Source organism: Streptomyces sp. NPDC058198 (assembly GCF_042882605.1).
In the GTDB taxonomy this organism is placed as follows: Bacteria; Actinomycetota; Actinomycetes; order Streptomycetales; family Streptomycetaceae; genus Streptomyces.
On the sequence record NZ_JBHVVP010000001.1, the window covers coordinates 1178202 to 1201019 of the forward strand.

Genomic DNA, 22818 nt, shown 5'->3' on the forward strand with positions numbered 1-22818 from the left:
CCCCGCTCCCCCCGCTCCCCGACCTGTGGGGATCAACGTTAATCCGGATCACGGCGGGAGGGGTGTGGTTGGCGTCGACTCGCAATGTCCCGTGCCGAAAGCGGTGTTCACCTGGGCAGGAGCCCCGTCGCGCGGGGGGAGCCGCCCGTGCTGCCGGTTCCGGCCGTGCTTGCCGGTTCCCGCCGTGGCCCCGGCGGCGGCAGTGTGGAGGGCGGGGCGGGAGAGCCCGCCTCTTTCCCTGGACAAGCAGCACCAAGCGGTGGTCGCCGTACGCGCTGATACTGACTGCATGACCCGACACGGAGAGCTGGGCACGGCCCTGCATCGCTGGCGTGACCGGATCGCACCGGCCGAGGCCGGGCTGCCCGCGGGCGAGCCCCGCCGGGCGCCCGGACTGCGGCGTGAGGAGCTGGCCCAGCTGGCCGGCCTGTCCGTGGACTACATCGTCCGGTTGGAGCAAGGGCAGGCGACCTCGCCGTCCGTCCAGGTCCTGACCTCGCTGTCGCGTGCCCTGCGGCTGTCCGACGGCGAGCGCAGGCATCTGTTTCTCCTCGCGGGGCAGTCGCCGCCCTCCCTCGGGCATGTCTCGGACCATATTCCGCCCAGCATGCAGCGCCTGCTCGACCAGCTGGCGGGGGCCCCGCTCAGCGTCTACGACGCCGCCTGGAATCTGGTCACCTGGAATCCGCTGTGGGCCGCGCTCGTCGGGGATCCGACGGTGGTGCCCGAGCGCGACCGGAATGCCGCCTGGCAGCACTTCGCGGGCCTGCCGAGCCGGATCACCCACACCCCGGAGCAGGAGGCGCGGTTCGAGGCGGCCATCGTCGCCGACCTGCGGTCCACGACGGTCAGCTACCCCACCGACGTGCGGCTGCGCTTCCTCATCAGCGAGCTGCGGCGGGTCAGCGGCCGGTTCTCCGAGCTGTGGAACTCCCACATCGTCGGTTTCCTCGACAGTGACAGCAAGACCATCCATCACCCGGATGTCGGAGCGGTGACCGTGGACTGCGACACGCTCACCGTGCCGGGCTGCGACCTCCGTATCGCCGCCTACTCCGCGGCGCCCGGCAGCGAGGCCGCCGACAAGCTCAGGCTCCTCAGCGTGATCGCCACCGAGGCGATGCCCGGGCCTGCCCCCGGCTCCGGCCCTGGCGACCTCTCCGGCCCTGGCGCCGGCCCCGGCCCCGGACCCGACCCGGGCTCGGATCCGGCCGCCGCGCCGGCCGACCGATGAGCCCGTCATGACCGGGACGGCCTGACGGAAAATCACCCGATCGGGTGCCCGGTGGTGGTCGTCACCGACGGTATCGGGAGCGCGGTCGAGCGGGCGCCGTTCCTCGGGCGGCCGAAGCCCGTACCGGCGGTGCTGGAGGGTCCGTTGCCGACTGCCCGGGGGCCTCGATATCACCCGTTCGCGCCAGGGCGTGTTGCGACAGTAGCGCCGTCCGCCCGCAGGGCGGGGCTCGCGGCGTCCGGTGCGTGCGATCGCAAGGCGGAGGATCGTCCTCGTACTGGACGTACTTGGACGACTCCGACAACGCGGCGAGCGTGCGTGCCGGGCGTCGCGAGCCAGGCGGGACTTTCGCAACACGCCCTAGGCGTCAGCTACGTGCGGCGGACCGGCCGGGCGGGACGTGGATACCTCCGGTCGGCTCATGCGGCGGTGCGCGGGACGCGGTCCGTTCCTAAGTTGAGTGAATGATCACCAGATCCGTGATGCGCTCCGCGTTCTCCGGGACGGTGGCTCTCGCCACCGGCCTGCTGGTCCTTCTGCCGGCGCCCCCACCGGCCGCCGCGGATTCCCGAACCGATCCGGTCGCTCAGGCTCCGGGCCTGCCCGAGGCCACCGTTGCCACGATCGCCCCCGCGGCTCCGGCGGCCTCCGTGGCCCCGGTGGCGCGGGCCGGCTCCGCCCGCTCCTCCCCGTCACCGGCGGCCTCCGGATCCCCGGCGGCCGCCTCGGTCGCGGCCACGGTCGATCGCTCGGTGCTGTACCGCTCCGGGACACAGGCGCGGCCCAAGCGCGGCACACCCGCGCCGCCGAGCGACCTCTCCGCCCTGTCCTGGCTGGTCGCCGACGCCCGCACGGGTGATGTTCTCGCCGCCGACAACGCCCACCTCCAGCTGCCTCCGGCCAGCACGCTCAAGACACTCTTCGCCGTCACCGCGCTGCCCCGCCTGCCCGAGCGGGCCCAGCACACCGTCGCCGAGTCCGAGCTCGAGGACATCGGGGACGGCAGCAGCCTGGTGGGGATCGACGCGGGGCTGTCGTACCGCGTGGCGGATCTGTGGCGGGGCGTCTTCCTCAGCTCCGGCAATGACGCGGTACGCGTGCTCGCCGAGATGAACGGCGGCTGGGACGCGACGGTCTCCCAGATGCAGAAGAAGGCAAAGCTGCTGGGCGCGGTCGACACCCATGTCGTGTCCCCGGACGGCTATGACGCCCACGGCCAGGTGTCCTCGGCGTACGACCTGGCGGTCTTCGGCCGTACGGGCCTCGCCTCCCCGGAGTTCGTGCGGTACAGCTCGACCCGGGACGCGGAGTTCCCCGGCGACGGCTACAACTTCGGCATCGAGAACACCAACCGGCTGCTGACCGGTGAGGACGGCGTCGAGCCCTATCCGGGACTGATCGGTGTCAAGAACGGCTACACCTCGGACGCCGGCTACACCCTGGTCGCCGCCGCCCGCCGCGGCGGGCGCACCCTGCTGGTGACGGTGATGAACCCGCAGTGGGGCGGGTCGCAGGCGGTGTACGAGGAGGCCAGGACGCTGCTGGACTGGGGCTTCAAGGCTGCGGGCCGGGTCACTCCGGTGGGTTCGCTCCAGCTGCCTCCCCCGCCCGCCCCGCCGAGGCTGGCCGCACCTGCGGGTCCTGGTCCCGGCCCGATCGTGAAGGCGCTGAGGACCGCACCCGTCGCACTCGCGGCGCAGCCCGCGACCGTCAAGGGCGACCGTACGGCGTCGGTGTCGGGCACAGGGGCGGTGTCGCGGACCGAGTCGGGGCCGGGGTACGTCTTGCCCGTCGCCTTCACCGGCGCGGCCGGCCTCGGGGCGCTCGGACTGATTCTCGTACGGCGCTCGATTCGGCGCCGTACGGACGAGAGGACTACCAGTGAGCCGGTCGGCTGAGCGACGCGGGCAGGCCGGTGGCGGAGTCGCCCTTCGCCGCGTTGACCTGCGCCTGGGTGAGGAAGATGCTTCCGGTCAGATCGGCGCCCCGCAGGTCCGTGTCCCTGAAGTCCGCCCCGATCAGGTCGGCCAGCCTCAGATCGGCCCCCCGTAGATCGGCGGCGATCAGATACGCCCCGCGCAGATCGGCGCCTCTCAGGTCGGCGCCCTTGAGTTTCGCCCCGAAGAGGTCGGCTCCTCTGCGGTTCTTCTTCTTGCCCCTGACCTGGGCCCGCGTCAGTTCGCTCGTACGCAGCAGGAGGGTGTTGACGCCCCCTCGGTGGGCCGCCACGTCCAGTGCCAGCAGGGTGTCGGGATCGGTCCGCGTGAGGCGTTCGGTCTCGTCCAGGGCGTGGCGGATCTCGCCGTGGAGCGGGCGGGCCGGCTCCAGCGACAGCGCTTCGGTCAGATACCGGAGCAGTTCCTGGAGCTGGCGCATGACCGGGAGTACGGCGAACATCCGCTCCGCGGTCTCCGGGGCCTGCCGCCAGTCCTTCCCGCCGAAGGTGATCTGAGAGACCTTCTGGCCGGCGCCGAAACAGTCGTACACCGTGCATCCCTGGAAGCCCTGCGGCCTGAGGGTGCGGTGAATGCCGCAGCGGAAGTCCGTCCGCAGATGGCGACAGGGCTCCCCGGCGTCCTTGTCGACCGGGAAGTCCGCGGAGACCGAGAAGGTCAGGGCCACACAGCACAACCCGAAGCAGTTCGCGCAGTCGGCCCGCAGATCGCCTCGGTCGAGGGCCGAGCCCGCGGAGCCGGGCCGGTCGGGCCCGTCGCGCCGGTCTGACGGGTCTGACGGGTCTGACGGGTCGAGCTTGTCGGACAAGGGTCCTGGTCTCCTGTTGCCTGGTGCGCAGTGTGTCGGCGTCGGTGGAGCGTACCGCTCACCGGACGGCCGCCCCCGCCCGGCCCGGATCGTCCGCCCGCCACGGCCTCAAGCGCCGGCCGGGCAGGCGGGCGGGTCAGCTCGGCAGGCGGCCGACAGCCAGCGCCTGACGGGCCTGTGCCGCCAGCCCGTCGGCGCCGCAGCGCTCGGCGAGCTCCAGACCGCGGGCCAGTTCGGCCCGGGACTCCGCGGCGATGCCGTACTCGACGCGGGCGGCGGCGAGTTCGTACGCACAGGGCGAGGCTTCGAGATGACCGACGGCCTGGGCCAGCAGCTCGACCTTGGCCGGGCCCTTCTCCAGGGACGCCGCGCAGGAGAGGGCGACGCCGATGGCCGTGTGCGTACCGAAGCGCTCGGCCCGGTCACGGGCGTACGAAGCGAGCTCGGCGGCGCGGCGCGGGTCCTCCTCGGCGACCGCCCTCGCGAGGTCGCACGCCCAGGGGGCCATGACCGTGCCGTGCCGTCCGCGAGCGGTCAACGCCTGTCCGCCCGCCTCCAGTTCGGCGATGCCTTCCTTCGTACGGCCGAGGGCGAGCAGCAGCCTCCCTCGTACGGACGGCGCGTCGGGGATGGCGATCGAGGAGGCGCGGGGCGTGATGAACGCATAGCGTTCCGCCATTTCGAGGGCCTCGGCGACATGGCCGCGGGCGAGCAGCGTGTCGAGGAGCATGCACGCCGCGTTCCAGTGCATCGGGAGGCCGTTCCCGACCCGGTCCGCCAGGCGCAGGCTCTCACGGAGATACGTCTCGGCTTCCACGAGCCGGCCGCGTCTGCGGTGGAGGTATCCGACGAGAGCATGGGCGAAGGCCAGATGGCCCCCGCTCCAGCCGGAGATCTCGAAGGCCCGCAGCCCCTCGGTGAACAGGCTCTCCGCCTGGTCGAGCCGGTCGGCGAAGACATAGGACAGGCCGAGCAGCGACGGGGGTTCGAAGCCCCACGCGGGGTCGGTCCAGCCGACGCCGGGCGCCAGCCGGCCGTTCAGCAAGGCGCGTTCACCGATCTGGACGATCTCCTCGGCGCTCTCGCCACGGGCCGTACCGTCGAAGGCGCGCAGCATCAGCAGGACGCGTTCGGTGTTGTCGCGTCCGGTGAGGCCGCCCGCCATCTCGGCGAGGCGCCGGGAACGCTCCGGGCCGTCGTCCTCGATGACCTGCACGCCCTCCCACAGGAAGTGGGCTGCCTGGAGCCGCATCCTGGCGGGGCCCTCTTCGGTGCGGGCGGCTTCGGTGGCCACCGCGTGGGCGGCGTCCCCGGTCTGGTTGTTGTGCGTCAGGGCCTGCGCGAGCCGGAACACCACATCCACCCGCAGCGCGTTGTCGAGCCGCCGGGCGTCGAGCGCGGCCCGCAGATGGCCGACCGTGGTGGCCGGTGAGGTCAGCAGGGTGGCGCAGCCCAGCTCGTACAGCAGCTGGGGCCGCACCGTCTCCAACGGCGGCTCCAGCAGGGCACGTTCGAGGCAGCGGCGGGCGGCGTCCGGCGCTCCCACCGCGAGATGTTCGGCCGCGGCTTCACGGAGCTGTTCGACCAGCTCGGAGTCGCCGTCCGGATGCACTTCGAGGAGATGCGGCGCCGCTGCCGCCGCTCCCCGGCCGCTCCGGGAGACCGCCCAGGCGGCCAGGCCGTGCATCGCGGTGCGGACCCCGGGCGGAATCGCGCGGTAGACGGCGCCGGCGATCAGCGGATGGACGAACTCCAGCGGGTCCGTACCCACGAGGATGCGCGCGGCACGGAGCCGTTCCGCGCACTCGGCTGCCTCTTCACGGCCCATGCCCGCCAGCGAGATCGCCAGATCGAGTGAGATGTCCGTGCCGAGGATGGCGGCCGCCCAGGCGAACCGGGTGGTGGACGTGCCCAGCTCCTCCAGCCGGGCGATGAGACCCTTGCCGCGCGACGAGGCACCGAGGGCGCGCAGTTCGCCGGCGGAGCCCTCGACCGGGTCGAGCCGGCTGTCCCGCACCTTGGCGAGCAGTTCGACGGTCTCGTACGCGTTGCCCCCGGTCACCGCCCACACCTCGCGGCAGAACGGGTCGTCCGCGTGCTCACCGAGCGCGGCCCGTGCGAGGCCGGCCGTGGCCTCGGAGGTGAGCGCGCGCAGCGTCACCAGCAGCTTGGCCGCCGAGCCGAGGCTCCGGAGGTGCTGCTCGGTCTCGCCGGTGGCCTCCTCGGTGCGGTACGCGATGACGACGAGGACGGGGAGTCCGCCGACCGGGCGCTGGGCGAAGGACGCGAGCCAGGCGAGGGTCTCCAGGTCGGCCCACTGCGCGTCGTCGACGATGAGGACGAGCGGGCCGCGCAGCTCCGCGAGCCGTACGACCAGGGTGTCCAGTCCGTCCCTGACACCCTGAGGGTCGGCGGGCTGCTCGCCGGGCGGGGCCACGCCGAGCGCCGGGCCGACGATCTCGTACCGGTCACCGAGCAGCTCGCGGGCGTCCATGGGCTCGTCGGCCGGCTCGCTCGTCGGCTCGCGGGTCAGCTCATTCGTCGGCTCATTCGTCAGCTCACTCGCCGTCAGGGCGGGGTGCAGCAGTTGCCGTACGACATGGAACGGGACGGAGGTCACGGTCTCGCCGCCACGGGCGGACCAGACCGTGCACCGTCCGGCCGCCAGTCGGCGCACTTCGGAGAGCAGTGCTGTCTTGCCGAGTCCGGCCGCGCCCCGGTAGACGAGGATCCCGCCGGAGGTCGTCTGGCTCGGCTCTCGCGGCTCTCGCTGCTCGCCGCACAGCGCGTCAACGGCCTTTGCCGCAGCGGCGAGTTCGGGCTCACGCTCCAGCAGTGGGAGGTTGACCGAGTGTTCCTGCCGGGTCACCGGCATCCCTCCCTTTCTCGGACACTGTGCAGGTCAGGTGTCGAGGGTAGCCCTGGAGGGCGTGGAACAGACCTGAATCGACTCGAATTCGGCCGTATGACCGCGCCTCGGCGCTCCGGCGTGAAATCCAGGGGCACGGCGTCGTCCCGACTGGAAGAGTTGCCGCATGGAGATGACGGATCCGGTCCTGGCGGCAAGGACGTTGGTGGCCGAGCGCCACCCTCAGGCGTACGCCGCGTTCCTCGGCGGCAGCGTGATCACCCACCGGCGTACGGCGTACTCCGACCTGGACATGGTGGTCCTGCTGGACGGCGCCCCGGCCCCCTACCGCGAAAGCCTGCGCTTCGCCGGCTGGCCGGTCGAACTCCTGGTGCACACCCGGTCCAGCTGGGACGGCTATGTGGAACGCGAGATCCCCGAACGCCGATGCCCTCTCCTCTTCATGTGCGCGGCCGGAACGCTGCTGATCGACCACGACGGCGCGGGCGCCCGCCTGCAGCAGCACGCCCGCCAACTGGTCGCTGACGGGCCGCCGAAGGCGACGGCGTCGGAACTGGACGACCGCCGCTACCCCCTCACCGACCTCCTGGACGACCTGGCGGGCTGCACGGACTCAGGCGAGCGGCTCTTCATCACCAACGAACTCGCGCGCCGTACCGCCGAGTTCATCCTTCTGTCGGACGGAGCATGGCTCGGCGGCGGCAAATGGCTCTCCCGCCGCCTGTCCGACGCCCGCCCGGGGCTCCCCGAACGGCTGAATGCCGCTGTCCGCGCAGCCCTCGACGGCCATACGGACGCACTGGTCGCCCTGGTCGACGAGGCGCTGGCCCCGGCGGGAGGCCGCCTGTGGGAGGGCTACCGCCGGGAAGGCATCGCGGGCCGCGACGAGGTGGGCGAACAGGTTCGCTGACCCGCCGGCCCGGGCCGACTGACACGTCCGCGCCGTGGGCCGGGGTTCTGCCGGGGTTCTGCCGGGGTTCTCTCCCGGGGATCAGGACTGCCGAGTTGGCGTCTGATCCCCGGGAGTTCATTCGTCTCCGGCCGCCGACGAGCCAGGCTCGCTCAGGCGAGAACGAGAGCCGCCATCGCTGTGGACGGTCCGAAACCGGCCGTACCGGCGAAGGTCGCCGTATAGCGGCTGCCGGCGATGATGATGGCCGACGGACTGATGATGATGTTCGTGCGGGTGGCGACACCACTGCTGTTGGTGACAGCAGTCGCCACAACGGTCGTACCCACCCTGAAGGTAATGGTCTGACCAGGCACCGGAGCTCCGGAGCTCAGCAAGGTCAAGGTCGCCGACAGGCTGGCGATATGGGCCTGTGCGTCGAGCCCGATGGTGGCGGTGGCCGGGGCAGCTGTCAGCTGGGTGGCCGCGGTGGATCCGGAGATCACCGTTTGGATGTCGATGGGTGAGGTGGAGGCGTTGAAGCTGCTATTGCCGCTGTAGACCGCGGTCAGGCTGTGCGTGCCGACACTGAGCGTGGACACCGAGAAGGTGGCGACTCCGCCGGACAGGGTGCTGGTGCCGAGGAGAGTGGCGCCGTCGAAGTAGCTGACGGTTCCGGTCGGTGTGCCACCTCCGGGCCCGACGGGGGCGACCGTCGCGGTGAGGATTTTGGTCTGTCCGAAGACGGACGGATCGGGAGCCGAGGTCAGCAATGTGCTGGTGTTGGCCTTGGCGACCGTCTGAATGTCGATCGGCGAGGTCGAGCCGTTGAAGATGCTGCTGCCGCTGTAGACCGCGGTCAGACTGTGGCTACCGACGCCCAGCGTAGAGGTGGTGAGGGTGGCTACCCCGCCGACGAGGACACCCGTACCCAGAAGGGTCGCACCGTCGAAGAAGCTGACCGTTCCGGTCGGTGTCCCGGCCCCGGGCCCGACCGGGGCGACCGTCGCGGTGAGGATTTTGGCCTGACCGAAGACGGACGGGTCCGGCGCCGAGGTCAGCAACGTACTGGTGTTGGCCTTGACGACTGTCTGAATGTCGATCGGCGAGGTCGAGCCGTTGAAGATGCTGCTGCCGCTGTAGACCGCGGTCAGACTGTGGCTACCGACGCCCAGCGTGGAGGTAGTGAGGGTGGCGACTCCGCCGATGAGGACACCCGTACCCAGAAGGGTGGCACCGTCAAAGAAACTCACGGTGCCTGTCGGCGTACCGGCCCCTGGCGGCACGGCGGTGACCGTGGCGGTGAGGACCTTGGCCTGACCGAAGACGGACGGGTCCGGCGCCGACGTCAGCAACGTACTGGTGTTGGCCTTGGTGACGGTCTGGATGTCCACGGGCGAGGTGGAGGTGGTGAAGACGAGGTTTCCGCTGTAGACGGCGGTGAGGCTGTGCACACCCACACTCAGCGTCGACGTCGTGAGGGTGGCGACTCCACCGACGAGGGTGCTCGTACCCAGAAGGGTGGCGCCATCGAAGAAACTCACGGTGCCCGTAGGCGTCCCGGATGCGGGCGGGACGGCGGTGACCGTGGCCGTCAGAGTCTTGGTCTGGCCGAAGACCGAAGGATCGGGCGTCGACGTCAGCACCGTACTGCTGTTGGCCGCCGTGACCGTCTGGGTGTCGATGGGTGAGGTGGAGGCGTTGAAGGTGAGGTCTCCGCTGTAGACCGCGGTCAGACTGTGCACACCCACACTCAGCGTCGACGTCGTGAGCGTCGCGACTCCCCCGACAAGGACACCCGTACCCAGAAGAGTCGCACCATCGAAGAAACTCACGGTGCCCGTCGGCGTCCCGGACCCGGGCGGCACGGCGGAGACCGTGGCGGTGAGGACCTTGGCCTGACCGAAGACGGACGGGTCGGGGGCCGAAGTCAGCAACGTACTGGTGTTGGCCTTGCTGACCGTCTGCATGTCGATCGGCGAGGTGGAGCCGTTGAAGTTACCGCTGCCGCTGTAGACCGCGGTCAGGCTGTGGCTGCCGACAGTGAGGGCGGATACGGAGAGGGTGGCGACCCCGCCGATGAGGGCGCTGGTGCCCAGCAGGGTGGCACCGTCGAAGAAGCTCACCGTGCCCGTCGGCGTGCCGCTCCCGGGAGGCACGGCGGAGACCGCGGCCGTGAGGACCTTGGCCTGTCCGAAGACGGAGGGATCCGGCGCCGACGTCAGCAACGTACTGGTGTTGGCCTTGGCGACCGTCTGCGTATCGATCGGCGAAGTCGAGGTGCTGAAGACGAGGTCCCCGCTGTAGACGGCGGTCAGGCTGTGCACACCCACACTCAGCGTCGACGTCGTGAGTGTGGCAACTCCCCCGACGAGGCTGCTCGTACCCAGAAGAGTCGCGCCATCGAAGAAGCTGACGGTACCGGTCGGCGTACCGACTGCGGGCGGGACGGCGGCGACCGTGGCCGTGAGGGTCTTGGCCTGGCCGAAGACCGAAGGATCGGGCGCCGACGTCAGGACCGTGGCCGTGCCGGCACCGGTGACCGTTTGAGTGTCCACCGGGGAAGTCGAGCCGGTGAAGTTACCGCTCCCGCTGTAGACGGCGGTCAGGCTGTGCACACCCACACTCAGCGTCGACGTGGAGAAGGTGGCGACTCCCCCGACGAGGGGGCTCGTACCCAGAAGGGTGGCGCCGTCGAAGAAGCTCACCGTTCCGGTCGGCGTTCCCGCTCCGGGAGCGACTGCGGTGACGGTGGCGGTCAGGATTTTGGTCTGGCCGAACACCGACGGGTCGGGCGCCGAGGTCAGGACTGTGCTGGTGCTCGCGGTAGTGACGGTCTGGGTGTCCACCGGCGAAGTCGAGCCGGTGAAGCTGGGGCTCCCGCTGTAGACGGCGGTCAGGCTGTGGCTGCCGACGCTCAGCGCGGAGGTGGTGAGGGTGGCGACTCCGCCGGTGAGGGGGGAGGTGCCGAGGAGGGTGGCGCCGTCGAAGAAGCTGACGGTACCGGTCGGCGTCCCGGCCCCGGGTGGGACAGCAGTGACCGTAGCGGTCAACGTTTTGGTCTGGCCGAACACCGACGGGTCGGGCGCCGAGGTCAGGACTGTGCTGGTGCTCGCGGTAGTGACCGTCTGGGTGTCCACCGGCGAGGTGGAACCGGTGAAGTTGCCGCTCCCGCCGTACACCGCGGTCAGGCTGTGGCTGCCGACGCTGAGGGTGGACACCGACAGGGTGGCAACTCCCCCGACGAGGACGGCCGTACCCAGAAGGGTGGCGCCGTCGAAGAAGCTGACCGTACCCGTCGGCGTCCCACCCCCCGGCGGGACAGCAGCGACCGTAGCGGTCAACGTTTTGGGCTGACCGAACACCGAAGGGTCCGGGGCCGAGGTCAGGACTGTGCTGGTGCTCGCGGTGGTGACGGTCTGGGTGTCCACGGGCGAGGTGGAGCCGATGAAGTTGGGGTCTCCGCTGTATACGGCGGTGAGGCTGTGGCTGCCGACGCTGAGGGTGGATACGGAGAGGGTGGCGACTCCGCCGGTGAGGGGGGAGGTGCCGAGGAGGGTTGCGCCGTCGAAGAAGCTGACGGTTCCGGTGGGTGTGCCGGCGGTGGAACTCACGGTGGCGGTGAGGATTTTGGCCTGGCCGAAGACGGAAGGGTCAGGCGCCGATGTGAGAGTCGTCGTGGTGGCGAAGGGAACGGCCTCAGCGACAGTAACGGTGTCGTCGCCGTTGTTCGCCACGTAGATGTGCAGTCCGTCCGGGGTGACGGCCAGTCCGATCGGCGCCGCCCCGACAGGGATCGTCAGGGAGGCGGTGTTGGTGGCGGTGCTGATGACGCTGACCGTGTCGTCGTTCTGGTTGCTCACGTAGACGTGCAGGCCATCAGGGGAGACAGCCACGCCGAACGGGGTGGTGCCCACCGGGATGGTGGCCGTGACGGTGTTGGTAGCGGTGCTGATCACGCTGACCGTGTCATCACCCGAGTGGGCCACATAAACGAACAGACCATTCGGGGTAACCGCAGCATCGATGGGCGCGGCCCCGACCGGGATGGTCACGGTGACCGTGTTCGTCGCGGTGCTGATGACGCTGACTGTGCCGTCACCCGAGTTGGCCACGTAGACGTGGAGACCGTCCGGGGTAACCGCGACGCCAACCGGCGCGGTGCCCACGGGGATGGTGGCGGTGACGGTGTTGGTCGCGGTGGAGATGACGGTGACGGTGTTGTCGCCGGAGTTGGTCACGTAGACGAACAGGCCGTTGGGGGTGACGGCTGCTTCGAGTGGAACGGCTCCGACGGGAACGGTCGCGGTGACGGTGTTGGTCGCGGTGGTAATGACGCTGACGGTGTTGTCACCGGAGTTGGCCACGTACACGTGCAGGCCGTCGGGGGTGATGGCCACGCCGAACGGTGCGGTGCCCACGGAGATGGTGGCGGTAACCGTGTTGGTGGCGGTGGTGATGACGCTGACGGTGTTGTCACCGGAGTTGGCCACGTAGGCGTGCAGCCCGTCCGGGGTGATCGCTACATCGGTAGGTGAACTTCCCACCGGCACGGCCGGATCGAGTAACGCTGCCACATTCGTGCGGCGGTTTCCGCGCCACACGATCCCGAGCAGCTGACGCCACTTCGGCTGAGAACTCTTGTCCATGAGGTACCCCTCGCGATCTAGATCCGCCTGGTCTAGATGGGGGCTGCTGAGGGATCGGCCACCGGTGCAGTCAGCGCACGGGGAAGCATGAGAAACGGTGCCGGCCGTCCAAGGAGCGCCCATCAGGTACTGCCACTGACCATTGCCAGCCAGCCTGCAACCACCAGTCCCCAGCCGAGGATGGGCGCCTCTTCAGGTCCAGTACCACGATTAACCCATCACGCCAGAACCCCGCACAGCCAAAAGAACCAAACATCACCCAAACGGACCAACTGCTGATCAACCAAGATCAGAGTGCCCCCGACCTAGGCCGTTTCGTTTGGATCACCGGGCGGCAGAGGAAGATGCCTGAGATGTGCAGTCCGGCGAGGTAGATGGTCGCGGTCTTGTCGTAGCGGGTGGCGATGCCGCGCCACTGCTTGATGCGGTTGATGCACCGCTCGACGGTGTTGCGCTGCTTGTACGCCTCGCGGTCGAAGACGGGTTGCCTGCCGCCTCGGCTGCCACGGCGCTGGCGGTGCCGCGTTGGTCCGCCGGGACGAGAATGACCGCTGCTCCGATCGGCTGGTCGCACGAACATCGCCGCTGCCCTCCGCGAGATGTCCTACCAGCCGTTCCACCGCCCGTCGGCTCTCCCCGGGATCGCCCGACCAGCACCGATCCGAGATCAAAAGACCTTACAACAGCCTTGCTTGTAGGGGGCGTTGACCAACCACATCGAGAAGCCTACGCTGCAACGGTCGATTTTAACGATCCAACGAGGAGGAAGTACGCAAATTGCTCATGTTGTGCGAGGCATGAGCAAAACGTCAAGCCTGCCCCAAGCAGCTCCAGCAAAAGGAGGATCGATCATGTCCATTGGTAAGTTGATCGCGCGTCGTGCGTACCGCCTGTTGTCCGTGACAGCCGTCGCCGCGGGTCTCACCGTCGTGGCGGCAACGTCCGCCATGCCTGCCTCGGCCGCCCCGAACAGCAGCACTGGCTCCACCGTGGCCGTCCCGGCGGAGATCAGGGCGGCCATGGAGGCATCAGCGCAAGCCAAGCTGGGGACCACCAGTGCAGTGCATCTCAACATCAGCGCAACTCCAGGACCCGTTCCCGGCTGCGTCGGCTACAAATCCGAAGGCTATGGCTCGTCCACTGGCGGCCAGACGTTGAACTACACCGTCACGGTCGACTGCAGCACCAATGCCGCGGTTGCCATGACCACCGCAAGTCAGGGTGGCATTTACTGCAACCAGACCGGGACGTGCTTCCCTTGGGGCAACTGGATCGGGTGGTCCTACGCGAGGACCTTCACGCACACGGACACCTGGGGATGCGGCATCGGCAACACGTGTGGCATCACCAATCACTACGCCACAGCGTCCATTGTGTACAACGGCCAGACCCTCAGCTGGGACATCTGACACCTGAGCTCTGACCTCGAAACCGTCGTTCCCGGACTGTTGGACCAGCTACGCCGTTTCGTGGCGGTCTTGTCGTATCGGGTGGCGAGGCCGCGCCACTGCTTGATGCGGTTGATGCAGCGTTCGACGGTGTTGCGCTGCTTGTACGCCTCGCGGTCGAAGGACGGTGGCCTGCCGCCCCGGGCCGCCTCGGCGAAACCGATGGCTGCGTTGGTCGGCCGGGACAGGGATGACGGCTCGGATTCCGCGCCTGCGCAGTTGTTCGCGGATCGCGCGTGAGGAGTACGCCTTGTAGGCCCGGACCACGTCGGGTCGGGTACGGGGCCGTCCCCGTGGGCTGGGAACGCGCAGGCTGGCCATCACGTCGGGGAAGGCGGGCGCATCACCGGCCTGCCCGGCGGTCAGGACGAAGGCGAGGGGGCGGCATCGGTCGTCGGCCGCGAGGTGGATTTTCGTCGTCAGGCCTCCGCGGGACCGGCCGATGGCGTGGTCGTGCGGCTCGCTGGCCGGGGCCCCTTTCTACGGGCCCCGGCCGCTTGCTGATGCGCGCGCACGATGGTGGAGTCGACCGAGATGGCCCACTTCAGGTCCTCCTCGGCGTCGGCCGTCTGCCGGTGGTTCCGCCACCGTCCACCACGTTTCGGCGTCCGGTCCGGCAACAACGGCTCGATCCGCGCCCACTGCGCATCGGCTAACGGCATAGCTGAACCAAAAGATCAGATGATCCGAACGAAACGGCCTAGCAGGGTGGCGCTGCCCACCACGCCTGAGGCGCTGCGCGCCCCTGGCAGCAGCTCTTGTCCTTGGAACGGGTGCGTCGGGTGCGTTGGATGGACTGGATGCGTGCCGAATCGACGTCTCCGACGCCGCCCTTGATGACCCAGCGCGTGGCTACGCAATCCGTAACCTTCCGACAGCGCTCATCGCCGTGCTCGAGAGCATGGCTCGCGGCCCGACCGGCCGGCGTACGGCCCCGTCGGTTCGGCTCCTGCCAGCAGCAACCTCTCGGAGAGTCGAGTTTCCATTCGCCCCGGAACGGTTTATGCGTCTTCGGTTGCTGGTCCGTTTGGGTGATGTTTGGTTCTTTTGGCTGTGCGGGGTTCTGGCGTGATGGGTTAATCGTGGTACTGGACCTGAAGAGGCGCCCATCCTCGGCTGGGGACTGGTGGTTGCAGGCTGGCTGGCAATGGTCAGTGGCAGTACCTGATGGGCGCTCCTTGGACGGCCGGCACCGTTTCTCATGCTTCCCCGTGCGCTGACTGCACCGGTGGCCGATCCCTCAGCAGCCCCCATCTAGACCAGGCGGATCTAGATCGCGAGGGGTACCTCATGGACAAGAGTTCTCAGCCGAAGTGGCGTCAACTGCTCGGGATCGTGTGGCGCGGAAACCGCCGCACGAATGTCGCAGCGTTACTCGATCCGGCCGTGCCGGTGGGAAGTTCACCTACCGATGTAGCGATCACCCCGGACGGGCTGCACGCCTACGTGGCCAACTCCGGTGACAACACCGTCAGCGTGATTACCACCGCGACCAACACGGTTACCGCCACCATCCCCGTGGGCACCGCACCGTTCGGCGTGGCCATCACCCCCGACGGCCTGCACGTGTACGTGGCCAACTCCGGTGACAACACCGTCAGCGTCATCTCCACCGCGACCAACACCGTCACCGCGACCGTTCCCGTCGGAGCCGTTCCACTCGAAGCAGCCGTCACCCCCAACGGCCTGTTCGTCTACGTGACCAACTCCGGCGACAACACCGTCACCGTCATCTCCACCGCGACCAACACCGTCACCGCGACCATCCCCGTCGGAGCCGTTCCCCTCGGCGTCGCAACTACTCCGGACGGTCTGTTTGTTTATGTGACCAACTCGGTTGATGGCACGGTCAGCGTCATCAGCACCGCCACCAACACGGTCACCGCGACCGTCCCGGTGGGAACCGCGCCTCTCGATGTGGAGGTCACGCCGGACGGTCTCAACGTCTATGTGGCCCACTCGGGTGACGACACGGTCAGCGTGATCAGCACCGCCACCAACACCGTCACGGCCACCATCCCCGTGGGCACCACCCCGTTCGGCGTGGCCGTCTCCCCCGACGGCCTGCACGTCTACGTGAGCAACCAGAACGACGACACAGTCAGCGTCATCAGCACCGCCACCAACACCACCACCTTCACCATCCCCGTCGGCGTGGCACCAATCGGGGTGGCGATCACCCCGGACGGGCTGCACGCCTACGTGGCCAACTCCGGTGACAACACGGTCAGTGTCGCTGAGACCGTTCCCTTCGCCACCACGACGACTCTCACATCGGCGCCCGACCCCTCCGTCTTCGGCCAGGCCAAAATCCTCACCGCCACCGTGAGTTCCACCGCCGGGACACCCACCGGAACCGTCGACTTCTTCGACGGTGCCACCCTCCTCGGCACCTCCACCCTCACCGGCGGAGTCGCCACCCTCTCCATCTCCACGCTGAGCGTCGGCACGCACAGCCTGACCGCCGTCTACAGCGGAGACCCCAACTTCACGACCTCCACCTCGCCGGTGGACACCCAAACCGTCACCACCGCGAGCACCAGCACCGCCCTGACCTCGGCGCCCGACCCCTCCGTCTTCGGTGAGGCCAAGACCCTCACTGCAACCGTCACTGCTGTCCCACCGGGAGCCGGTACTCCGACCGGAACGGTCGACTTCTTCGACGGCGCCACCCTTCTGGGCACAGGCACCCTCGCCGGCGGAGTCGCCACCCTCACCACCTCGACGCTGAGCGTCGGCAGCCACAACCTGACCGCCGTCTACAGCGGGGACAGCAGCTTCGACGGCTCCGCCTCGCCCGTGGACACCCAGACCGTCACCACTGCTGACACAGCCACAGCACTGACCTCGGCACCAGACCCCTCCGTCTTCGGGCAAGCCAAAACCCTCACCGCAACGGTCACCGCCACCCCGCCAGGAGCCGGCACCCCAACGGGAACCGTCGACTTCTTCGACGGCGCCACTCTTCTGGGGACAGGCACGCTCTCCGGCGGAGTCGCCACCCTGACCACCTCGACGCTGAGCGTCGGCAGCCACAGCTTGACCGCGGTCTACAGCGGAGACCCCAACTTCAACGCCTCCACCTCACCCGTGGACACCCAGACGGTCATCACCGCAGGCACAACCACAGCGCTGACGTCGGCCCCCGATCCTTCGGTCTTCGGTCAGGCCAAGATCCTGACCGCCACCGTCACCGCTGTCCCGCCCGGGGCCGGGACACCGACGGGTACGGTCAGCTTCTTCGACGGCGCCACCCTCCTCGGCACCAGCACCCTCACGGGCGGAGTCGCCACCCTCACCACCTCCGCGCTGAGCGTCGGCACACATAGCCTCACCGCCGTCTACAGCGGGGACGGCAACTTCGACGGCTCCACCTCGCCCGTGGACACCCAGACCGTCACCACCGCGAGCACCAGCACCGCCCTGACGTCAGCGCCAGACCCTTCCGTCTTCGGCCAGGTCAAGACGCTGACCGCCACCGTCACCGCTACCCCACCAGGAGCCGGCACCCCGACCGGGACCGTCGACTTCTTCGACGGCGCCACCCTTCTGGGTACGAGCACACTCTCCGGCGGAGTCGCCACCCTGTCGGTGTCCACCCTCAGCGTCGGCAGCCACAGCCTCACCGCCGTCTACAACGGCGACAGCAACTTCACCAGCTCGACTTCGCCGGTTGACACCCAGACAGTCACCGCTGCTGACACGACCACTGCTCTCACCTCGGCGCCAGATCCCTCCGTCTTCGGCCAAGCCAAAACCCTCACCGCCACCGTCACCGCAGTCCCACCCGGAGGGGGAACCCCGACCGGAACCGTCGACTTCTTCGACGGCGCCACCCTCCTGGGTACGAGCACACTCTCCGGCGGCGCCGCCACCCTGTCGGTATCCACGCTGAGCGTCGGCAGCCACAGCCTCACCGCCATCTACAACGCCGACAGCAACTTCACCACCTCAACCTCACCGGTCGACACCCAAACAGTCACCACCGCCAACGCCACCACAGCACTCACATCCGCCCCCGACCCCTCCGTCTTCGGCCAAGCCAAAACCCTCACCGCCACCGTCACCGCAGTCCCACCCGGAGCCGGAACCCCGACCGGAACCGTCGACTTCTTCGACGGCGCCACCCTCCTCGGCACCTCCACCCTCACCGGCGGAGTCGCCACACTCACCGTGTCCACGCTGAGCGTCGGCAGCCACAGCCTGACCGCCGTCTACAGCGGGGATAGCAGCTTCGACGGCTCCACCTCGCCCGTGGACACCCAGACGGTCACCACTGCTGACACAGCCACAGCACTGACGTCAGCACCCGACCCCTCCGTCTTCGGCCAGGCCAAAACTCTCACTGCAACTGTCACCGCCGTCCCACCGGGAGCTGGCACCCCGACCGGTACGGTCGACTTCTTCGACGGCGCCACCCTGTTGGGCACGTCCACCCTCACCGGCGGGGTTGCCACCCTCTCCGTATCCACCCTCAGCGTCGGCAGCCACAGCCTGACCGCCGTCTACAACGGCGACAGCAACTTCAACACCTCAACCTCACCGGTCGACACCCAAACGGTCAGCACCGCCAACACCAGCACAGCACTGACGTCGGCGCCGGACCCGTCGGTGTTCGGCCAGGCCAAGACGCTGACCGCCACCGTCAGTGCCACCCCACCTGGAGCCGGCACCCCAACCGGAACCGTCAGCTTCTTCGACGGCGCCACCCTGCTGGGCACGTCCACCCTCACCGGCGGGGTTGCCACCCTCTCCGTCTCCACCCTCACTGTCGGCAGCCACAGCCTGACTGCGGTGTACAGCGGGGACAGCAGCTTCAACGGCTCGACTTCGCCGGTTGACACCCAAACCGTCACCGCCGCCGACACGGCGACAGCACTCACCTCGGCGCCAGATCCCTCCGTCTTCGGGCAGCCCAAGGTCCTCACCGCAACTGTCACCGCAGTGCCACCCGGAGCGGGAACCCCGACCGGAACCGTCGACTTCTTCGACGGCGCCACCCTCCTGGGCACAGGCACCCTCACTGGCGGGGTCGCCACCCTCACCACCTCGGCGTTGAGCGTCGGCACCCACAGTCTGACCGCCGTCTACAACGGCGACAGCAGCTTCAACGGCTCGACTTCGCCGGTTGACACCCAAACGGTCACCACTGCCGACACGGCGACAGCACTCACCTCGGCCCCGGACCCCTCCGTCTTCGGCCAAACCAAAACACTGACCGCCACCGTCACCGCAGTCCCACCCGGAGCCGGCACACCTACCGGAACGGTCAGCTTCTTCGACGGCGCCACCCTGCTGGGCACGGGCACCCTCACCGGCGGAGTCGCCACCCTCTCCGTATCCACCCTCACCGTCGGCACCCACAGCCTCACCGCCGTCTACAGCGGAGACAGCAACTTCGACGGCTCTACCTCACCGGTCGACACCCAGACCGTCACCACCGCGAGCACCAGCACAGCACTCACCTCGGCGCCAGACCCGTCGGTCTTCGGGCAAGCGAAAACCCTCACCGCGACCGTCACGGCCACTCCACCCGGAGCCGGCACACCCACCGGAACGGTCGACTTCTTCGACGGCGCCACCCTCCTCGGCACGGGCGCCCTCGCCGGCGGCGTCGCGACCCTCACTACCTCCGCACTGGGCGTCGGCACACATAGCCTCACCGCGGTTTATAGCGGCGACAGCAGCTTCACCACCTCCACCTCACCCGTGGACACCCAGACGGTCACCACCGCAGGCACGAGCACAGCGCTGACATCGGCCCCCGATCCTTCGGTCTTCGGTCAGGCCAAGATCCTGACCGCCACCGTCACCGCCACCCCACCAGGAGCCGGCACCCCCACCGGAACCGTCGACTTCTTCGACGGCGCCACCCTTCTGGGGACAGGCACGCTCTCCGGCGGAGTCGCCACCCTGACCACCTCGACGCTGAGCGTCGGCAGCCACAGCCTGACCGCGGTCTACAGCGGAGACGGCAACTTCACGACCTCCACCTCACCCGTGGACACCCAGACCGTCACGGCCGCAGGCACCAGTACCGCCCTGACGTCGGCGCCGGACCCCTCCGTCTTCGGCCAAGCCAAAACGCTGACCGCTACCGTCACCGCCACCCCACCCGGAGCAGGTACCCCCACCGGAACGGTCAGCTTCTTCGACGGCGCCACCCTGCTGGGCACGGGCACACTCATCGGCGGGGTCGCCACCCTCTCCGTATCCACCCTCGGCGTCGGCACCCACAGCCTCACCGCTGTCTACAGCGGGGACTCCAACTTCACCGGCTCCACCTCACCCATCGACACCCAATCAGTCACCACGGCGAGTACCACCACGGCACTCACATCCGCCCCCGACCCCTCCGTCTTCGGGCAAGCCAAAACCCTCACCGCCACCGTGACCGCCGTCCCACCAGGAGCCGGCACACCCACCGGAACCGTCGACTTCTTCGACGGCGCAACCCTCCTCGGCACCGGCACCCTTACCGGTGGAGTCGCGACCCTCACCACCTCGGCACTGGGCGTCGGCACACATAGCCTCACCGCGGTTTATAGCGGCGACAGCAGCTTCGACGGCTCTACCTCACCCGTGGACACCCAAACAGTCACCACCGCCGGCACCAGCACACTGCTGACCTCGGCCCCGGACCCGTCCGTCTTCGGCCAGACCAAAATCCTCACCGCCACCGTCACCGCCACCCCACCCGGAGCCGGCACACCCACCGGAACCGTCGACTTCTTCGACGGCGCCACCCTCCTCGGCACCAGCACCCTCTCCGGTGGAGTCGCCACCTTCTCCGTATCCACCCTCAGCGTCGGCACCCACAGCCTCACCGCCGTCTACAGCGGAGACAGCAACTTCACCACCTCCACCTCACCCGTGGACACCCAAACAGTCACCACCGCCAGCACCAGCACACTGCTCACCTCCGCCCCCGACCCCTCCGTCTTCGGCCAGACCAAAATCCTCACTGCCACCGTGAGTTCCATCGCCGGGACGCCGACCGGAACCGTCAGCTTCTTCGACGGCGCGACCCTCCTCGGCACCTCCACTCTCTCCGGCGGAGTCGCCACCCTCTCCGTGTCCACGCTCAGCGCAGGCACGCACAGCCTCACCGCCGTCTACAGCGGAGGCTCCAACTTCGCGGGCTCCACCTCACCCGTGGACACGCAGACAGTCACCAAGGCCAACACCTCCACGGCTGTGACCGCCTCGCCGGACCCCTCCGTCTTCGGGCAGCCCAAAACGCTGACGGCCACCGTCACCCCCGTCGCGCCAGGAGCCGGGACGCCGACCGGAACCGTCACTTTCTTCCTCGGCGGCATCCCCCAGCCGCCCGTGCCTCTCGTCGGCGGAGCCGCCACCCTCACCACCTCCACCCAGCCCGCCGGCACCCGCAGCGTACGAGCCACCTACAACGGGGACGGCAACTTCACCGGCTCGACCTCACCCACCATCAACACCACCGTCACCAAGGCCAACACCAGCACCCTGCTCACCTCGGCCCCTGACCCGTCCGTCTTCGGCCAGGCGAAAATCCTCACCGCCACCGTCGCCGCCACCCCGCCCGGAGCCGGCACACCCACCGGAACCGTCAGCTACTTCGACGGCGCCACCCTCCTCGGCACCAGCACCCTGTCCGGCGGAGTCGCCACCCTCTCCGTATCCACCCTCACCGTCGGCACCCACAACCTCACCGCCGTATACAACGGCAGCAACAACTTCAACGCCTCCACCTCGCCCATCGACACCCAGACCGTCACTACCGCCAACACCAGTACGGTTCTGACCTCGGCCCCCGACCCGTCCGTCTTCGGGCAAGCGAAAACCCTCACCGCTACTGTCACGGCCACCGCACCCGGAGCCGGCACCCCGACCGGAACCGTCAGCTACTTCGACGGCGCCACCCTTCTGGGAACGGGCACACTCTCCGGCGGGGTTGCCACCTTCGCCGTATCCACCCTCAGCGTCGGCACGCACAGCCTCACCGCCGTATACGCCGGAGACAGCAACTTCAACGCCTCCACCTCACCCATCGACACCCAGACGGTCACCACCGCCGGCACCAGCACGCTGCTCACCTCGGCCCCCGACCCGTCCGTCTTCGGCCAGGCGAAAATCCTCACCGCCACCGTCACCGCAACCCCACCCGGAGCCGGCACACCCACCGGAACCGTCAGCTACTTCGACGGCGCGACCCTCCTCGGCACCAGCACCCTCACCGGCGGAGTCGCCACCTTCTCCGTATCCACCCTCAGCGTCGGCACGCACAGCCTCACCGCCGTCTACAACGGGGACAGCAACTTCACGACCTCCACCTCACCGGTGGACACCCAAACGGTCGGCTCGGCCAGCACCTCCACTGCCGTGAGCGCCTCGCCCGACCCGTCCGTCTTCGGGCAGCCCAAGACGCTGACAGCCACCGTCACCCCCGTCGCGCCAGGAGCCGGGACGCCGACCGGAACCGTGACCTTCTTCCTCGGCGGCATCCCCCAGGCACCCGTGCCCGTCACCGGCGGAGTCGCCACCCTCACCACCTCGACCCAACCGGCAGGCACCCGCAGCGTGCGGGCCATCTACAACGGCGACGGGAACTTCACCGCCTCGACCTCACCCACCATCACCACCACCGTCACCAAGGCCAACACCAGCACCCTGCTCACCTCGGCCCCCGACCCCTCCGTCTTCGGCCAGACCAAAATCCTCACCGCCACCGTCACCGCAACCCCACCCGGAGCCGGCACACCCACCGGAACCGTCAGCTACTTCGACGGCGCCACCCTCCTCGGCACCAGCACCCTCACCGGCGGAGTCGCCACCTTCTCCGTATCCACCCTCAGCGTTGGCACCCACAGCCTCACGGCCGTATACAACGGCAGCAGCAGCTTCATCACCTCGACCTCGCCCATCGACACCCAGACGGTCACCCCGTAGCCCCGTAGGCACAGCAAAGCGCCCCGGCCAGCTCGTTG

At 68.9% G+C, this 22818-nt stretch carries 8 protein-coding genes and 2 pseudogenes; 5 read left to right on the plus strand and 5 right to left on the minus strand.

Annotated features, from left to right (window positions below):
* The first annotated feature begins 289 nt into the window (after window positions 1-289).
* Complete coding sequence (locus tag ACFVWW_RS05290; RefSeq protein ID WP_386876035.1) at window positions 290-1234, plus strand: helix-turn-helix transcriptional regulator; 945 nt, start codon at window positions 290-292, stop codon at window positions 1232-1234.
* A gap of 464 nt (window positions 1235-1698) precedes the next feature.
* Entirely contained in the window at window positions 1699-3132 is a 1434-nt protein-coding gene (locus tag ACFVWW_RS05295) for a D-alanyl-D-alanine carboxypeptidase family protein (RefSeq protein WP_386876036.1), read from the plus strand.
* Here ACFVWW_RS05295 and ACFVWW_RS05300 read toward each other — a convergent pair.
* Together ACFVWW_RS05300 and ACFVWW_RS05305 are read right to left on the minus strand one after the other, a co-directional pair.
* Window positions 3110-3997 carry a pentapeptide repeat-containing protein gene (locus ACFVWW_RS05300; RefSeq protein ID WP_386876038.1) on the minus strand — a complete coding sequence of 296 codons (888 nt, stop codon included), beginning with the start codon at window positions 3995-3997 and terminating at the stop codon, window positions 3110-3112. The two genes, ACFVWW_RS05295 and ACFVWW_RS05300, sit on opposite strands and share 23 nt — an antisense overlap.
* A gap of 136 nt (window positions 3998-4133) precedes the next feature.
* Window positions 4134-6872 (minus strand): ATP-binding protein, encoded by a 2739-nt coding sequence (locus tag ACFVWW_RS05305; protein ID WP_386876040.1) that lies wholly within the window; start codon window positions 6870-6872, stop codon window positions 4134-4136.
* A gap of 166 nt (window positions 6873-7038) precedes the next feature.
* Between ACFVWW_RS05305 and ACFVWW_RS05310 the strand changes: the two genes are divergently transcribed.
* Entirely contained in the window at window positions 7039-7776 is a 738-nt protein-coding gene (locus ACFVWW_RS05310) for a nucleotidyltransferase domain-containing protein (RefSeq protein ID WP_386876755.1), read from the plus strand.
* Window positions 7777-7928: 152 nt separating this feature from the next.
* Here the strand turns inward: ACFVWW_RS05310 and ACFVWW_RS05315 are convergent, their stop codons facing one another.
* On the minus strand, window positions 7929-12404 hold the full coding sequence (locus ACFVWW_RS05315; protein ID WP_386876042.1) for an Ig-like domain repeat protein: 4476 nt from the start codon (window positions 12402-12404) through the stop codon (window positions 7929-7931).
* Window positions 12405-12693: 289 nt separating this feature from the next.
* Window positions 12694-12912, minus strand: a pseudogene (locus tag ACFVWW_RS05320) (hypothetical protein); the annotation flags it as partial.
* Window positions 12913-13255: 343 nt separating this feature from the next.
* Here ACFVWW_RS05320 and ACFVWW_RS05325 point away from each other — a divergent pair.
* The gene (locus tag ACFVWW_RS05325; protein ID WP_386876044.1) at window positions 13256-13813 is read left to right on the plus strand and encodes a hypothetical protein; all 558 of its coding nucleotides are present in this window, start codon (window positions 13256-13258) and stop codon (window positions 13811-13813) included.
* Window positions 13814-13878: 65 nt separating this feature from the next.
* Here the strand turns inward: ACFVWW_RS05325 and ACFVWW_RS05330 are convergent.
* Window positions 13879-14514, minus strand: a pseudogene (locus tag ACFVWW_RS05330) (IS5 family transposase); the annotation flags it as partial.
* A 628-nt stretch (window positions 14515-15142) separates the two neighbouring features.
* On the opposite strand from ACFVWW_RS05330, the gene ACFVWW_RS05335 reads away from it, so the two are divergent.
* Window positions 15143-22780, plus strand: coding sequence for an Ig-like domain repeat protein (locus tag ACFVWW_RS05335; protein WP_386876045.1), 7638 nt, complete (start codon window positions 15143-15145; stop codon window positions 22778-22780).
* Window positions 22781-22818 lie beyond the last annotated feature (38 nt).

Bases quoted from the DNA above. Each gene is read 5' to 3' on its own strand.
- ACFVWW_RS05325 (WP_386876044.1), top strand. From the start codon at position 13,256: ATGTCCATTGGTAAGTTGATCGCGCGTCGTGCGTACCGCCTGTTGTCC.
- ACFVWW_RS05295 (WP_386876036.1), top strand. From the start codon at position 1,699: ATGATCACCAGATCCGTGATGCGCTCCGCGTTCTCCGGGACGGTGGCT.
- ACFVWW_RS05315 (WP_386876042.1), bottom strand. From the start codon at position 12,404: ATGGACAAGAGTTCTCAGCCGAAGTGGCGTCAGCTGCTCGGGATCGTG.
- ACFVWW_RS05335 (WP_386876045.1), top strand. From the start codon at position 15,143: ATGGACAAGAGTTCTCAGCCGAAGTGGCGTCAACTGCTCGGGATCGTG.
- ACFVWW_RS05310 (WP_386876755.1), top strand. From the start codon at position 7,039: ATGACGGATCCGGTCCTGGCGGCAAGGACGTTGGTGGCCGAGCGCCAC.
- ACFVWW_RS05305 (WP_386876040.1), bottom strand. From the start codon at position 6,872: ATGCCGGTGACCCGGCAGGAACACTCGGTCAACCTCCCACTGCTGGAG.
- ACFVWW_RS05290 (WP_386876035.1), top strand. From the start codon at position 290: ATGACCCGACACGGAGAGCTGGGCACGGCCCTGCATCGCTGGCGTGAC.